Genomic DNA, 15,834 nt, shown 5'->3' with positions numbered 1-15,834 from the left:
CACCATGAGCTACAAGATAGTCGCCTTCCTCGCCAAACGAGAGGGCCTCAGCATGGAAGACTTTGTCGACTACTACGAAAATCGGCACGTTCCTCTTGTCCTGGGTCTGCCAGAGACTCCAAACAGCTACGTACGCAATTACATCGAGCCCTCCGGAGACGATATTGAATTTGACGTGATCAGTGAACTGAGGTTCGACGACGAAGGCGCATACAAGCGCTGGATCGCCGCCATGTTCGCTCCGAACTCGGGAATCCCCGAAGACGAGGACCAGTTCCTCGACCGTCGGCGCACCAGGTCACACGTCGTACGCGAGTGCCCAATCTCGTCCGTGCAGTGACAATCACAAAGAGTGTGGTGCCGTGCCGACACTCAACGGTGAGAAGCTCCAAAACCATCACGAGAGGTCCAGCACCTGAAATACGTCGGTTCGGGCAGCACTCGGCTCCCTTTGGTCCGAGGGCCTACCCACAGGTCGTGCGTAGGTCGATGCACCGTGGCGTGGAAGGCGATCCCCGATCGTCGATGCGGACAGCAAGTCGATTCAGTGCGACGTCGACATCACACCTGCGGATGGACGTCGAGTGACGACGTGCCCTCCTGTGGAGGATTGAGACACCAACTCACGCAGTGCCATTCACGCGTGAATGCCGCCCCGGGATTCCAGAGTCCTTGGTGGGGGTCCGCTGTCGGACACCCTCGCGGTGGAGAACGCATTCCGTGGTCCGTGTGATCCCCAGCGAGTCCCCGATCGGGCTATGTCCGGTTCGTGGAGTGTCGATGGGGTGAGCCCGCCGGCATCGGACACAGTGTGTGTTCACCCGCGGGCCCCGGCCATACGAATAGAGTGTGGCTCGTAGGAATTCAGGTGGGGGCGAACGTTTCCTACTGCCGTGCGAGCCCTGCTGCGACGCTTGGCCAGTGTACATCCGGTTCCCGATGTGATGGCACGGAGTCGTTGCGTGCTTGGCGTGGGCGAAGCTCGGCTGGACGGGGAGATTGCGCTCATGATGTGTTCTGTCCTGGCGGCTGGGTCACTGCCCTGCACCATGCCGCCGCCACCCCAATGCTCAGGCGTAGTGCTGCTGCTGTCGATGTGCCCGTTGAACAATGTGCCGTGACGCCGGAGCGCCGCGCATCGACGACAACGGGTGCAGACTGTTGGAGATCGATGTCGCCGTATCGGCGAGTGCAGGAGAAAAGGAGGCCGGATGACCGCAGCCCACGCCGTCTCGATCGCGGTGACCTTCACCTGGCTGGGGATGGTGGTCATCTCGTTCATCGAAGCGCCGCTAAAGTTTCCGTACGCTCGGGTGACGGTTCGGCTCGTACTGGAGATCGGTCGGCTCGGGTTCCGGGCCCTGAACGTCACCGAGATAGTCTGGGCGGCACTGCTCATTGCAGGGCTCGTCGCCGGTGACGAGGTCCCGTTCTCACGCGCACTACGTCTACTTTGGTCTGAAAATCGTTAAGGTCGTTGCGCTGCTGGTGACGGATCTTGTTGCTCGGTGTGGGAGGTGCCTGCGGTGACCTGTGTCCGGGGAAGGTGCACTACGGGTTGCCGAGGGGTGGGTGGAGCCGCCGAGTTCGTACGGGACGTCGAGGTCAGGTCCGCTTTCTCGCGGATTTGGGCGCTGGAGTCGCAGCGGAAGGATTTCTTCACCGTTCAGCCTCTCAACGAACAATTGCTAGAGGATTCTAGATGTGCGCTCGCCGCTATGGCTAACCATCTTGCATTGGCTCGTGCGACGGCGAAACTCGTAAGGATCCGTTGGATCGATGCGGTGGCGCGGCGGGGTGTGATCAGACTGGCGAACGCAATCGCCGCATGAATGATGAGCAATGGCATTGGGATCTCCTAAGTCTGCGGCGAGGTGACGATTTGGACATCGGATACTTCGTGAACGGAGGATCTGATGGTTGCAGTGTCGGATGCGGTTGGTGTCCGTCAATCGGTGAGCCGGATTGCGCCGACGACGAATGCCCGTTGTGATGCGCTCAAGGAGCCGCGGTAGGCGGAAGTGAGCAGGGTGAGCGATGATCGTCATGAGCCGCACCGCCGACGCGAACCTGATCAGCCCGGGATCAAAAGAGACGGATTCCGATCGGGCGCACGGACGGGGTGCTTCGTCTTGCCCGGCTCACCCTCCCCAGACCTCGGGCTCTGGGGGGTACAACGTTGCCCCGCTGTACCTGAGTGAGGGTGTACGGTCTTCTGCAAGAAGCAGTGGCCCGTCGAGGTGCACCACGTCGGCCCGTTGCGCAAGGATGATTCCCGGAGCCATGGACAAAGAGGTGGCGACCATGCAACCGACCATCGTGCCCAGGCCGCTAGCCCGTGCTGCGGCCTGCAACGACAAGGCCTCCGTCAAGCCGCCAGCCTTATCCAGCTTGATGTTCGCGATCTCGTACTTCCCGACAATCTTCGACAGGCTCATGAGTGTCCGACACGATTCGTCCGCCGCCAATGGGACTGGGCTATTGAAGCTCTTGAGAAAATCATCGGCGTCCGCTGGCAATGGCTGCTCGATGAGCTCGACTCCCATTGCAGCGAATTCCGGAGCGAACGCGCGCAGATGGTCGATGCTCCAGGCTTCATTGGCGTCGACCATCAATCTGGCATGAGGGGCCGCGGCGCGCACGGCTCGAACCCGCTCCAAGTCACCATCTCCACCAAGTTTGAGCTTCAGGATTGGAAGGTGCTCGTGCACGGCGGCGGCTTTCCCCATCGCTGCAGGGGCGTCGAGGCTGATCGTGAATGCCGTGAGCACAGGTTGTAGTTCGTGGCCGAGCTCGATCACTGATGCCAGAGACTGCCGTGTTTTCTGTGCTCGAAGGTCCCACAATGCGCAATCGACGGCATTGCGCGCCGCTCCGGGTGCCATCGCTGACTGCAGTTCACTGAGGTCCATTCCCGCCTCGATCGCGGGTGTCATGGACCTGATCTGGTCCATAACACTCTCGATCGTCTCGCCGTACCGGGCGTATGGCACACATTCTCCGCGCCCGATATAACCGCTCTCGGCTATGGAGACCGCGATGACCTGAGCGGATGTCTTGGATCCGCGACTGATTCGAAAAATTCCATTGATCGCGAAGGTTTGCGGTATGGCATCGACGGTGCGCACAGCAACTCGCCCCTTCATCAAGCTGTTACCAACTCGTCGGCGGGCTCCTTCAAACGCTGGCGCCCGATGATGGCTGCGATAGCGGATAGGGCTCCGACAATGGCGAGATAGACGCTGAAGGTGATGTTACTGCCGGTGACGCTGTTGAGCCAGATGCCGAGGGAAGGGCCCGCTGCGCCGAAAAGGATTGTGCAGACGTTGTAAGCGAATGCTCCTGCTGTCACTCGGACTTTGGCGGGGAACATGTAGGACATCGCCATCGCGGCGGCTACAGCGACAAGTCCCTTTCCGATGGAGAGGAGTGATCCGCCGATGAGAGCTCCGACGATACCGAGGGTCGAGATTGCAAAGGCGGGCACGCTGACCACCGCGATAAAGAGACCGCCAACGATGAATGTGCGCTGCAGCCCGTATCGGAACATCACCCGACCGGCGGCCAGGGTAGTGGCGATCATGACCACGTTGATCGCAAGCGACACGTTGTAGGACTGGCCACTGGTCAATCCGCCTGACAGCTGAATGAAGGTGATGAAGTAGGAAGACAGGATCGGCGTGATCAAGGCATACGACGAGACGATGCAAAAGAACAGAATCATCGCGGTCGCTTGGGTCCGGAACGTGGACCTAATCGGTGCGGCTTTGACCTCCGACGTCTCTCGGTCGGCTGCGAGCTGCTTGAACTGGGGTGTCTCCGATACCTTGCGCCGCAGGTACATGCCTGCAAGGCCAAGGGGCGCCGCGAGCCAGAACAGGACGCGCCAGCCCCAGTCTTCGAATGCTTCATCACCGAGGACTGTGGTGCACAGGCTGGCGATCAATACGGCGCTGGTGATGCCGAGGAAGGTGGTGGTGACGAGGTAGCTGATCCGAATAGGCCTCGCCCGCGCCTGACTGTGTTCGTAGACGAAGCTGATTGCGGAACTGTATTCACCTCCTGTGCCGAGTCCCTGCACGAGCCGACAGAGGGTCAGCAGGATCGGCGCCAGAACTCCAATCGCGTTGTAGGAAGGTATGAATCCGATGAGTGCGGTTCCCGCGCACATCAGAAGGATGGTGAACGAGAGTGCACGACGTCGTCCGAGGGTGTCGCCGAGCCAACCCGCGATCAATCCGCCGATGGGGCGACTCACATAGGTCAGTCCGAATACGACGTATGCACTGATCAGTCCGACGACTGGATCGCTTGATGGGAAGAAGTGGAGGGCCATGATTGAGGCGACGACCCCGTAGACAGCGAAGTCATACCACTCAGCGAAGTTGCCGATCGCAGCTGCGGTGATGGCTCGCCTGGGGGAACTAGCTGAAGTCTCGCCTTCCACTTTTTCCTGCTGTGACGTGTGGGCACTGGCACTCATGGTCGATCTCCTGTCTTGACAATAACGCCGGGAACCCCGATCCGATACCTTCTGAATAGAACATACGTTCGATTCGGCCGGGAGCGATCAAGGCTCCAAACCCATATACTGGGTGAGTTATGTAATGGAAAACCATTCTATGGCTCACGTCGATAGTGAACCTCGGTGTGACCCATGTCAACCCAACGAATAGAAGCGGCCTGCATGACGGCAGTCCGAGCCCGGCGCGGCCGTCACGTCCGTTCCACGACCGCGCATACCGCGGCCAAGCATCGGCACATGCGCGGCAGGGCCCCACGCTCCAGTGATTCGCACGCCGTGCCCGGGTCGGCCATGGCCGCCGCGGTCGAGTCAAAACCCCTCAAGGGCTCTGTGCCAAGCGCCGTGCAGCGCAACCCCTTGATGATCAGTTCACTGTGGGCCATACTATGGTTTGTGAAACCATATAATGATCGGAGGTTGTGGTGAACGATCAGGCGTCCCGGTCCGAGGCCTCAGCGCCAACTCGCACATCGAAACTGCACAGCCTGCAGTCGGCGGTCGAGTTGATCAAGGACGGTGACTTCATCGCTCTTGGCGGGCTGTGGTTCCAGAACAATCCGTCCGCAGCGGCCCGCGAGCTGGTGCGGGCCGGTAAGAAGGGCCTCCGGCTAGTGGCGGCACCACCGGCAAGTTATGCGGTAGACCTGCTCTTAGGGGCAGGCTGCGTCAAATCGGCGCACTTAGCGCATGTGTCCTTCGAGCACTTGGGCATGGCGCCGAACTTCCGACGCGTTGTCGAGCAGGAACTGACCAAGGTGTTCGACTGTGATGAGGCGACGATCCTCGGAGGACTGATGGCAACCCTGGAGGATCTGCCGTACCACCCAGTTCCGTCGGTGAAGGGCACGGACATTATCGATGGCTGCGCTCAAACCAGCACGCGTCTGGTAGCGGGACTGGGCACGGTCGTGTCGGCGCCGGCAATCCGGCCCGATGTGTGCCTTCTCCACGTTCAAGAGGCGGACGCCTACGGGAATGTTCGTTATCACGGAACTCCGTTCTGCGATCCGCTCTTCGCTAAAGCCTCTACAACCGTGATTGTGACAGCCGATGTCATTGTGAATAATGACGTGATTCGGGCCGAACCGCACCGGACGGTGATCCCTGGATATCTTGTCGATGCTGTTGTCGAAGCACCCTATGGCGCCCACCCCTGCGCAAGTCAGGGACACTACCCCCACGACGAACCCCACCTTCTCGAGTACATCGCCTCAGGAGCGTCCGCTCACCGATGGAACGACGAATACCTCGGGCCCTTCGTTCACCAGCCGGCCAACCTCGACGACTACATCGAATTAGTTGGCGGCGCAGCACGAATCGACCAACTAACAGACACAGTCCGATGATTGATTCCTACTCGACAGACGAACTGATGACCGTATTAATGGCACGGGAGTTGCACAACGGCGACTTGGCGGTCACCGGCGCAACCTCCCTAGTGCCGGTCGCTGCGTGTCTCCTCGCTCAACAACTTCATGCACCCGACCTCACACTGATCATGCCCTCGGGCCTCGTCAATCCCCGACCAGGACGCCTGTATCGCTCCGCTTCCGACGGGCGGTGGGTAAAATGCGCCGAGGCAGTGGGAACCGGATACGACCTCTTCGAGATGTCGGAAAATGGCCGGCTCGACGTCATGTTCTACGGCGGAATTCAGATCGACAAACACGGCAATATCAACCTCACTAAGACGGGACTCTCACAGGGGAGTCCACCAAAATTTCGGGGACCCGGCCTCGCCAATACATCCTTCGCCGTGGTATCCAAGCGAATCATCCTCTTCAGCCGGTCGCATACCTCTCGTACCTTCGTGGAAGAAGTCGACTTCGTGACCGCTTCCGGTCATCTGAGCGGCGGGTCGTCCCGGGCCGAGTCCGGCATCACAACCGAGGGTCCGGTCGTTTGCATCACACCGCTTGCCACCTTCTCGTTCGACGAGACCAAGGCGATGCAAGTACGCAGCATCCACCCTGGAGTCAATCCGGAAGACGTTGCAAACAACACAGGATTCAATTTGAGGCAGGGAAATTGGGACACAACCAGAGCTCCAACGGTCAACGAACTGACGACATTACGTCAATGTGTCGATACCACAGGAGAACTCCGCTGAACGTCTCACTGGCCTAGTCGGAAAGGGCTAAAACCAAATGAACTACAGCAATACCGCGCTCAAAGGTCTCCGCATCGTCGACTTCTCACGTGTTGTTGCGGGACCGTTCTCGACGATGATTCTGGGTGATATGGGCGCCGAAGTCATCAAGATCGAGCGACCGGGAACCGGTGACGACAGTCGCGGATGGGGCCCGCCGTTCCTCGGGGAAGTCAGCTCATACTTCATGGGCTTGAATCGCAACAAGAAAAGCGTAGCGATCGACTTGGGAACTCCTGAGGGAGCATCGATCGCGCGTGAACTCGTCCGGAGCGCAGACGTCGTCGTCGAGAGCTTCCGGCCCGGGGTCATGAAACGGCTCGGACTGGACTACGAAACACTCCGATTGACGAACCCAAGCCTAATTTACTGCGCGATATCGGCTTTCGGTCAGGACGGTCCTTACCACGAGCGGCCGGGCTACGACTTGATGGTCTCAGCCCTGGGTGGACTGATGAGCGTCACGGGACCACCGCAGGGTGAGCCGGTCAAAGTAGGTGTAGCCGTGATCGATGTGTGCACGGGGCTACACGCTGCGCTGGGTGTCCTCTCCGCCTTACACCACCGGACGGTGACGGGCGAGGGGCAGCGAGTTGACGTGTCGCTTCTGAGCACCGAATTGGCGATGCTCATCAACACCGCCAGTGAGTACCTCATCGGCGGCAGCGTCGCTAAGCCGCAAGGTTCAGCACACGCGAACGTCGTTCCCTATCAGGCATTTCCCACCGAGGACGGATGGGTGTTGCTCGGTTCTCCCAATGATAAGCTCTTCCGAGTTCTTGCGGCAGCACTCGGAAGACCCGAGTGGGGAACCGACCCACGGTTCATCACGAATGGCGAGCGAGTCAAGCACCGCGACGAGATTGTTGCGCAGATCAGTGCGATCACATGCACCCAGACAACGGCACATTGGGTGGAACTTCTGTCTTCCACCGGCGCGCCGGTCGCCCCGATTAACCGGATGGATGCTGTTTTCGAGGATCCTCAAGTACGTCATCTCGATCAAGTGGCAGAAGTTGACCATCCCATGTTCGGTAAGCACAAAGTGGTCACATCGGCACTAAGGCTCTCCGCCACACCGCCCATCGTCGGTGACGCTGCTCCGCGGTTGGGTGAACATACGAAACAGGTTCTGACCGAACTAGGCATCACGAATGATCGCATCGATGAATTGGTGGACCACTGTGTTGTGGAATTCCGTCCGGCCGATGAAGAATTCACGCTGGTCGATTAGAGCCACGATGGCGATCTTGGCGTGCACACTTCCTTGAGGAGATATCTCGTGGCACAACCCTCCATCCCGTTCCACCGTGGGCCACTCACTGGTCTACGAATTGTGGACATGACAACTTCCTACGCCGGCCCCACCGCGGCGATGTATCTCGCAGATCTCGGTGCTGATGTCATAAAGGTCGAACGCCCTGGCCACGGCGACGAGGCCCGCATGTGGGGTCCCCCGTTCGTCACGCACGCCTCCGCATGGTTCGCCTCAGCCAACCGCAACAAAAGGTCAGTTGTCCTCGACATTCGTCATAATGAGGGTCTCGACGCCCTGTACAGCTTGATTGGTAACTCTGACGTCTTCTTGCAGAACTTGAATCCTGCGAAACTCAGGAAGCTAAAGCTGCATCCTGAAGTTCTACGTACCAGATTCCCGCGCTTGATCTACTGTGCCATTTCAGGATTCGGCCTCGACGGACCGGACGCCGAACTTCCCGGTTACGATCTGGCTGCGCAGGCCAGATCGGGGTTGATGTCGGTGACAGGTGCGCTTGGCGGATCGCCTCAGCGAGTGTCGACCGCACTCTCGGACATCGTGACCGGAATGTGCGCGGCTCTGGCGGTTAGTGCGGCAGCGGTGAGACAGCGCACCGATGGTGTCGGCGATACGATCGACGTTTCGTTGCTGGACTCGGACCTGGCACTGATGGCGCCGCGAATTGCTGCTTACTGCGCTGGCGGGACCGAGCCAGTACCGAGCGGCGGCACGGATTCCGTCCTGGCGGTTTACCAGACATTCCGAACGGAAGACCGGGATATCGCGATCGCGATCGGCAACGATTCCATGTGGACACGCTTCTGCCGAGCAATCGGAGAGCCCGATCTCGGTACCGACCAGGCCTTTGGAACTAACGCCGATCGACGCCGCCACCGAGGGCAGCTCACACAGCTAATCGAACGCCGCCTCATCGAGAGACCAGCCAGCGAATGGTTGACGATTCTTGCTCAGTCCGGGGTGCCGTGCTCGCTCGTTCAATTCCTCTCCGAAGTCGTCGCCGATCGCCAAGTCATTGCGCGTTCGAGCCTGATGCCAGTTCCCGAGTCTGCAAGGCAGATGGTGAGCGTGCGGAGCCCATTCCGACTCGCTTCCATACCGAATCCGCGGAATGACCGCTTCCCTGAGCATGGAGCCCACACCGAAGAAGTTCTTCTCGAAAGCGGCTTGAGCCCGGAAAGGGTTGCGCAGCTACTCGTATCGGGGGCGGTCTCCCAGCTAGAGCAGAAAGAATGATTTGATGAGCACCGCAAATGAGTTGCAAGTCAGTACCCATGGTCCAATCACGGTTGTCACAATCTCCCGACCAACAGTTCACAATGCCCTCAACAGCGCCCTTATCCAGCAGCTCGCGGCCGAAGTTCGTGATCGTTCCGAGGACGGTCACACCCGAGCGATAGTAATCACCGGCCTCGGTGACAAGGCCTTCAGCGCCGGAGCCGACCTCAATGAACTGGCCACGCTCGACGCAAACGCCGCGTACGAGGTTATGCGTGCCGGACAGACAGCATTCCGCCTGATCGAAAGGAGCCGCATCCCAGTGATCGCTGCTGTCAATGGCATCGCGCTGGGTGGGGGGTTCGAGTTGGTCCTGGCATGCTCTTTCTCGATCGTCAGTCGGAACGCCTCCATGGGGCTACCTGAGTCTGGTTTGGGTCTCATTCCGGGGTATGGCGGCACCCAACGTCTGCAGCGACGTATCGGCCCCAGCACCGCTAGGTTCGTCATGTTGACGGGCCGACGGGTGGATGCAAATCGCGCCTACCAGATCGGTCTCACCCCGTTCCCACCAACGGATCCAGAGCTGCTGATGCCGGTTGCCTTGGAAGTGGCGGAAGAGATCGCCCACCGCGGGCCCGTTGCTACCGAAACCATTCTCGGGCTCGTCGATCAGGGCTACGAACTCGCCCTTGACGCAGCACTTGCACTCGAGACGCATCATGCCGCGCTGGCAATCGGCGGCAACGAGTCGACGGTGGGTATCCAGGCATTTCACGATCGGCAGAGACCACAGTTCGCTGCGTTGGCCACCACCACCACCACATCCGATGACAGGAGAAACTGACATGAATCTGATCCAAAGCCCGGTTGCGGTCATCGGGGCCGGAACGATGGGTTCCGGAATCGCAACCGTCGCGGCCCGGGGAGGCTATGACACCGTCGTCTATGACGTCAGCGAGCAGGGACTGACCCGTGGGCTCGACACAATTCGTTCCTTCTTCGAGAAGAGCCGAGATCTAGGGAAACTCACCGCGGAGGAGGCCTCCGCTGCGAACGCTCGTGTGAGGGGTACGACCGACATTACTGATTTGGCAACCGCCGGAGTAGTCATCGAGGCGGTCTTCGAAGACTTGGCGGTCAAGAAGGAACTCATGGGGCAGGTGGAGTCCATCGTGGCCGCGGACACGCTTCTTCACACCAACACGTCAACGCTGTCCGTCACCGCGATCGCGTCAGGTCTCAAGCATCCCGACCGTCTCGTTGGAACGCACTACTGCAATCCTGCGCCTCTGCTCTCGCTCGTCGAAGTCGCGGATGGACGACACACCGCAACGAGCGCACGTGAAACATGTATCGAGTTCCTGCGATCGGTTGGTAAGACGACGGTCGTAACAAAAGATCGTCCTGGTTTCATCGTCAATCGCTTCTTGATCCCGTGGGAAAACAGCTGCATTCAAGCCCTCGACTCGGGTCTCGGAACGATCGAGTCCATCGACACCGCAGTCACCGGGGCACTCGGCCATCCGATGGGGCCGTTCCGACTTCTCGACATCGTCGGATTGGATATCCACCAGCAGGTCGCGACCCGACTGTATGAGCAACTGCGCGATCCCCGCTTCTTCCCGCCGCCCATGGTCGAACGGATGGTCTCCGCCGGCAACCTCGGACGAAAGACGGGACGCGGGTTCTACGAGTACGACAACACCCGGCTGTTCGGATCGTGAGCGACAACAACATTCCTGGTTTCTTCCAAGCCCAGCAAAGGAGTACCGATGTCTGAACTACAGAACGTGGCAGTAATGGGATACGGCACGATGGGAGCCGGAATCGCGCAACTCATCGCTCAGTCCGGGCGCACAGTGAGGATCCTCGAAGCCGAGCAGGACCGTCTAGACGCCGGTCGGCGATCGGTGGAGGAATTTACGGCCACCGGTGTACGGCGCGGAAAGCTGAGCGAAGACCAGCGCGAACAACTACTCGGCCGTTTGCACGGCACAACCCAAGTTTCGGATCTCAGTGACTGTGACCTCGTAATCGAAGCGGTGACCGAGCGGAAAGACGTCAAGCAGGACCTGTTCGAGGCCGTATCGGAGCACGTGCCGACGACTACTTTGATTGTCACGAACACTTCGGCTCTCTCAATCACCGAACTGGCGCGCAGCGTCGAGGCACCCGAGCGGTTCGCAGGACTCCATTTCTTCAATCCGGCACCACTAATGTCGGTTGTCGAGGTTGTGCATGCTCTCCAGACCTCCGACACTGCAGTGACGGCCCTGTCGGAATTCGTCACCTCACTAGGCAAAGCCCCTGTCGTCGTGAAGGATCGTCCGGGCTTCCTCGTGAACTTTCTGCTCATGCCCTATCTGAACGACGTCGTTCAGGCATACGACGATGCACTCGCAACCGCCGAAGATATCGACACCGCCCTGAAGCTAGGTCTCGGCTATAAACTGGGGCCGCTCGAATTGCTCGACATGATTGGGCTCGACGTACACAATCACGCAACCCACAGCGCGTACGAGGCGACGTTGGACCCCCGATTCGCTCCGCCCCCACTCCTTCGCCAGATGGTCGCGGCGGGTCGCCACGGAACTAAGACCACGTCGGGGTTTCGCACGCAGGATGGTACGTACTGATGAGCGCTGAATACGATGACATCCAGATCAAACACAACGGAGCGGTGCTGACGATCACCATCGATCGGCAAGAGTCGGGCAACAAACTCCGCGCACAGACGTGCAATGAGCTCATCGATGCCCTCCAGCGCTTTCGGCTCGATCCCGCTCTGCAGGCTGCTGTGCTGACCGGCGCCGGCGAGAAGTTCTTCTGCATCGGCGGGGAACACGACGAACTTACTCGACTCGACCAATCGGCGGTCATTCCAATTATCGACGTATACCAGTCCATTGACACGATCGGGAAACCGATCATCGCGGCGGTGAACGGCTTCGCGGTCGGCGGTGGCAACGTCCTCCACACCGTTTGCGACCTGACGATCGCCTCCGAGTCAGCGGTGTTTCGTCAGGTAGGGCCTATGGTCGGCAGCTTCGACGCCGGCTACGGCACTTGGTACCTGGAAGACACTATCGGCCGGAAGCGGGCCAAGGAGATGTGGTACCTGAACAAGAAGTATTCGGCAGCGCAAGCGCTCAGTATAGGCCTCGTGAACGAGGTCGTTCCGATAGACCAACTGCAGTCGCGCGCACGCGAAGTGGCGCAAGATATTTCGCACCGCAGCCCGCTCGCCATCGGAGCACTCAAAGGAGCGTTCTCGGCACGGCACAATGGTGTTTCCGGGCAAGCGCGCCTGGCACACGACCAGTTGCTGACCCTCTACTTGGCGACCGACGAGGCGCACGAAGTCGCGACGTCGTTCGCCGAGCGACGTCAGCCCGATGCCAAAACCTTCTGGACGTAGGGGTCCGGGGGAGCACCTCGCTCCAGGCAGTACTAGGCCCGGCAGCCAGACTCCGGGCGGTGTCTTCAGTACTGGCACCATCGACTTCAACCAGCACGACGAGTGCCATTGGCAAGGGACTCTCACCTCCTCGCTACACGCTCGCAATCGTGCATCGCTGGAGGTTCGTTACTCTTGATCTGTCCATGCGGTACGCGAATTACGAGACCGAAGTGAGGTTGTTTGGCGGTGTGCGCCCGTATCGCATGCCGCCAAACAACTGCGCGGTGACGGTGTATATTCTGGCGCCGAGTAAATACTCAGCCGCTTCGTGTGGCCCCACCGAAAGGCGCACCGAGATGCACCGTCGCCGAGATCCGTCAGGGTCGCAGCTCAAGGGTATCTCGGGGCGGCGGTTCTGCACTGAAGAAGGGTGCAAGTCCGGTGACCGGGACAATTCAGCAGCGTGATCGAGGACCTGTCGAATGCCGTGGCATCCGCAGGACGCCGGGGGGTGAACCGCGCTGCCGACCGCCTTCCTGTACGTCTGGTGGAACGGCGACGTTGAGTGCCTACGGCCGGAAATTTCGACTCACGCCTACTCCACCGGCCCTGCAGTGGAAACGGCATCGAACCCTCGACCACGTTCTCCTACCAATCAACCAACGCTCTCGGTCCAGCCACCAGGCGACAACTTTGAGCCAGGTGCGGGCACAGGCGCGTTCCGTACCGTCCTACTACCTTTGGGCCTGGCCCGCGCGAGGGAGTGCGGCGGCTCCAAAACGAGACGCGACCGCTCGAATCCAACACCGGTGAACTCCCGCCAATCCTGTGCCGGTTGTATGATTAAGTAACGAAAGTTACAAGGAAGGTCACCAGTGGCGAAGCAGTCTACGGGGCAAACGCTCCGCTCGGCTGAACGAATGCTCGACGTACTCGAGGCATTCTCACTTCATCAGCCAGCGTTAACCGCAGCGGAGGTAAGCGAACAACTCGAGTTGGCTCCGAGCACTGTTCGCCGACTCCTCAACGTTCTCGAACAGCACGGTTTCGTACGGGTCGACCCGATGACAGGTCAGTTCGCTCCTCACTACCAGGTCGTACGACTGGCCGCTGTTGCCCTCGAGGGCAACGATCTGATCTCCAATGCACGAGTCCCCCTCGACCTGCTCCATGACCGCACCCAGGAGGCGGCCCAGCTGGTGGTGCTATCTGATCATGACATCGTCTTCGTAGATCGACGTGAAAGCTCGAGCCTGATTAAGATCTTCAGCGCGATTGGGCAGCGCTACCCTGCATGGGACGGGCGCGCTTCAGGGAAAGTCTTGCTGGCGTGGCTTCCTGAAGACGACGTAAGCGCAATGCTGCCAGCCCCCGAGGATTGGGCTCAAGCGGGCCCGAATGCAGCGCCGACTCCGCAGACATATTTGGAGGGGTTGGCAAAGGTCCGGGCGCAGGGATATGCCGTCAATGATGAAGAAACTGACCGCGACGTCTGGGCCGTTGCGGCCCCCGTCCGAGACCACACGGGACGCGTAGTCGCCGCGATCAATGTTCCGGTCCTGAAGACGCGAGCAACGGACCCCAACCGAGTCGCCGAACTGATCGACGCCACGACCACGGCGGCAGCATCCGTATCCGAAGGCTTGAAGTTCTTCTTCTCTCACTAGCTTGATTTTTAACCTGGGCAGGCGGCCCCGACGGGTTTTCTAGCTTTGGTTTCGGCGCGTTTGCCCACGTGGTGATGCGGTGCGCGGTGGGTGTTTTTCGATCCGGGTGGGCGTCCGGGTCCGGGTCGACTGGGTTTCGGTGCACTGGCCGGAACAGGCATCGTCGCACGGGTGCGCGAAAACCCTCGACGAACCCGTGCCGGCGTCAATCGTGTTGGTGGGACAGGCCGTTCCCACGGGCGGCGTAGGTCCTCGGCCAGAGGACGGGCGAGCCGGAGTTGGGCGTAGGCCACCAGCACGATCCAGGTCCAGCGGTCGGCCGCCTCGGGACTGCGGAGCCGAGGTGCGGTCCACCCCAACGTCTGCTTGAAGAATCGGAAGGTGTGCTCGAGATCGAATCGCCGCAGAAACAGCTGCCACAACCGGTCGAGATCGTCGGCACTGACGCCCGGGTCCGAGCACCACAGCCACACCGGGGTGGGATGCCGGTCCCCAGGAAGGTGGTCGACGGTCAACCGGATCACCGTGCCTTCCACGATGGGTGGCGGCCCCGGGTGCTGAGCCCACGAGCCACGATGAACAAGTCGCGGGTGCAACCGATTCCACGCCGAAGCGGAGGCTGTGCCGTATCGGTCCGTCTCGGTGCTCGAGGTGGTCTCGGGTGCAGGCCACGTAATCGGGTCGGCGAATCGAAACTCGGGGCCGTGCCGGGGTGGGCGCCCAGTACGGCCCGGTGGCGGCGCCGGGAAGCACAGCACCCGGTCCGAACGCATCCGACCCAACACCTGCACCGGGAGATCGGCGAGCACGAACGCCAACCGCGCCAACTCGTATCCGGCGTCGAACACCAGCAGAATGTCCGGGTCGCCGTCGCGGTGGTGCCCGGCCTCGCGCAACCGCGTGATCACTTCACGCACCTGGGTCGCCGTCACAGCGGTTTCGTCATCGTCGGGGCGCAAGCGAACCGCGTCGAGCACCGACGTCCACGAGGTACGCCCGGTCTCGAGTGCGGCGACGAACGAGTACGGCCACCCCGGGATCAGCTGCGCCTGATTCTTCCCGCGGCCGTAGACGTGGCAGAACCCGCGCTGCGGACTCGTCGGTGCATCCGGGCGCAACCAGGCACTGACATCGACGGCCAGAACGATCCGGCCGCCACGATCACACGGGATCGTCAGCCCGCCAAGGTAGCGGCGCAGCCGAGTGAAATCTACTCTGCCGCAGTTAATTGCGTCGTACAAGGCGCCGTGACCGCGCCGATGCTCGGCGGCCAGTGACAACTCGACCAGGGTGCGAACCGCGGTGCCGGAACACAGCAGCGCATCGGTCAACTCGAACAATGCATCACCTCGGGACGGAAGACACCGGTAGAACTCTTCGCGGAACGACACCAGGTCGACACGCGGATCGGGGACCGATTCTTCCCCGACCGCCCACCGATCGGGCACACTGATACTCACGGCCACCGCCTGTTTTCGTCTCGAAAGTTCTCTGGAAGGAACCTCAAGATGATCAGGCGGTGGTCGCCTCATGCCGCGGCGACACGCCGAACAACACCAGCACCAACTGCCCCACGCGATGGCCGAGGTTAAACGA

14 protein-coding genes are annotated in these 15,834 nt (G+C 60.5%); 11 read left to right on the top strand and 3 right to left on the bottom strand.

The genetic code is table 11. The features are described 5' to 3' along the window. The first annotated feature begins 4 nt into the window (after positions 1–4). A complete protein-coding gene (locus ACH49N_RS23355) occupies positions 5–340 on the top strand; it encodes an EthD domain-containing protein (RefSeq protein ID WP_012687194.1) in 336 nt (111 codons plus the stop codon). An 871-nt stretch (positions 341–1,211) separates the two neighbouring features. Next, the gene (locus ACH49N_RS23350) at positions 1,212–1,472 is read left to right on the top strand and encodes a hypothetical protein (protein ID WP_012687195.1); all 261 of its coding nucleotides are present in this window, start codon (positions 1,212–1,214) and stop codon (positions 1,470–1,472) included. A 669-nt stretch (positions 1,473–2,141) separates the two neighbouring features. Here the strand turns inward: ACH49N_RS23350 and dgcA are convergent. After that, the gene (gene dgcA, locus ACH49N_RS23345; RefSeq protein ID WP_205627344.1) at positions 2,142–3,128 is read right to left on the bottom strand and encodes an N-acetyl-D-Glu racemase DgcA; all 987 of its coding nucleotides are present in this window, start codon (positions 3,126–3,128) and stop codon (positions 2,142–2,144) included. Between the two features lie 17 nt (positions 3,129–3,145). Then, positions 3,146–4,483, bottom strand: coding sequence for an MFS transporter (locus ACH49N_RS23340; protein ID WP_012687197.1), 1,338 nt, complete (start codon positions 4,481–4,483; stop codon positions 3,146–3,148). A gap of 464 nt (positions 4,484–4,947) precedes the next feature. Here ACH49N_RS23340 and ACH49N_RS23335 point away from each other — a divergent pair, with 464 nt between their 5' ends. From ACH49N_RS23335 to ACH49N_RS23295, 9 genes are all read left to right on the top strand, one after another. Continuing rightward, positions 4,948–5,871, top strand: coding sequence for a CoA transferase subunit A (locus tag ACH49N_RS23335; RefSeq protein ID WP_148222693.1), 924 nt, complete (start codon positions 4,948–4,950; stop codon positions 5,869–5,871). Next, positions 5,868–6,635 carry a CoA-transferase subunit beta gene (locus ACH49N_RS23330; RefSeq protein ID WP_012687199.1) on the top strand — a complete coding sequence of 256 codons (768 nt, stop codon included), beginning with the start codon at positions 5,868–5,870 and terminating at the stop codon, positions 6,633–6,635. The genes ACH49N_RS23335 and ACH49N_RS23330 overlap by 4 nt, the downstream gene beginning before the upstream one ends. A 37-nt stretch (positions 6,636–6,672) precedes the next feature. Beyond that, a complete protein-coding gene (locus tag ACH49N_RS23325; protein ID WP_012687200.1) occupies positions 6,673–7,908 on the top strand; it encodes a CaiB/BaiF CoA-transferase family protein in 1,236 nt (411 codons plus the stop codon). Between the two features lie 21 nt (positions 7,909–7,929). Continuing rightward, entirely contained in the window at positions 7,930–9,186 is a 1,257-nt protein-coding gene (locus ACH49N_RS23320) for a CaiB/BaiF CoA transferase family protein (protein WP_397504778.1), read from the top strand. Positions 9,187–9,190: 4 nt separating this feature from the next. Next, complete coding sequence (locus ACH49N_RS23315) at positions 9,191–10,015, top strand: enoyl-CoA hydratase/isomerase family protein (protein WP_012687202.1); 825 nt, start codon at positions 9,191–9,193, stop codon at positions 10,013–10,015. Between the two features lies 1 nt (position 10,016). Further along, a complete protein-coding gene (locus tag ACH49N_RS23310) occupies positions 10,017–10,895 on the top strand; it encodes a 3-hydroxyacyl-CoA dehydrogenase family protein (RefSeq protein WP_012687203.1) in 879 nt (292 codons plus the stop codon). Positions 10,896–10,943: 48 nt separating this feature from the next. After that, complete coding sequence (locus ACH49N_RS23305; protein ID WP_012687204.1) at positions 10,944–11,807, top strand: 3-hydroxyacyl-CoA dehydrogenase family protein; 864 nt, start codon at positions 10,944–10,946, stop codon at positions 11,805–11,807. Next, on the top strand, positions 11,807–12,589 hold the full coding sequence (locus ACH49N_RS23300; protein WP_012687205.1) for an enoyl-CoA hydratase-related protein: 783 nt from the start codon (positions 11,807–11,809) through the stop codon (positions 12,587–12,589). Before ACH49N_RS23305 ends, ACH49N_RS23300 begins: the two co-directional genes overlap by 1 nt. Positions 12,590–13,491: 902 nt before the next feature. Continuing rightward, the gene (locus tag ACH49N_RS23295) at positions 13,492–14,238 is read left to right on the top strand and encodes an IclR family transcriptional regulator (RefSeq protein WP_231869154.1); all 747 of its coding nucleotides are present in this window, start codon (positions 13,492–13,494) and stop codon (positions 14,236–14,238) included. An 8-nt stretch (positions 14,239–14,246) separates the two neighbouring features. Here ACH49N_RS23295 and ACH49N_RS23290 read toward each other — a convergent pair whose 3' ends face one another. Next, complete coding sequence (locus tag ACH49N_RS23290) at positions 14,247–15,698, bottom strand: NF041680 family putative transposase (protein WP_012687207.1); 1,452 nt, start codon at positions 15,696–15,698, stop codon at positions 14,247–14,249. Positions 15,699–15,834: the final 136 nt, after the last annotated feature.

The sequence above is a fragment of the Rhodococcus sp. NPDC019647 genome, assembly GCF_044389235.1.
GTDB classification, from domain to species: Bacteria; Actinomycetota; Actinomycetes; order Mycobacteriales; family Mycobacteriaceae; genus Rhodococcus_F; species Rhodococcus_F oxybenzonivorans.
Note: the sequence above shows the minus strand (reverse complement) of the source record. Positions and strands in the feature narration are given on the sequence as shown.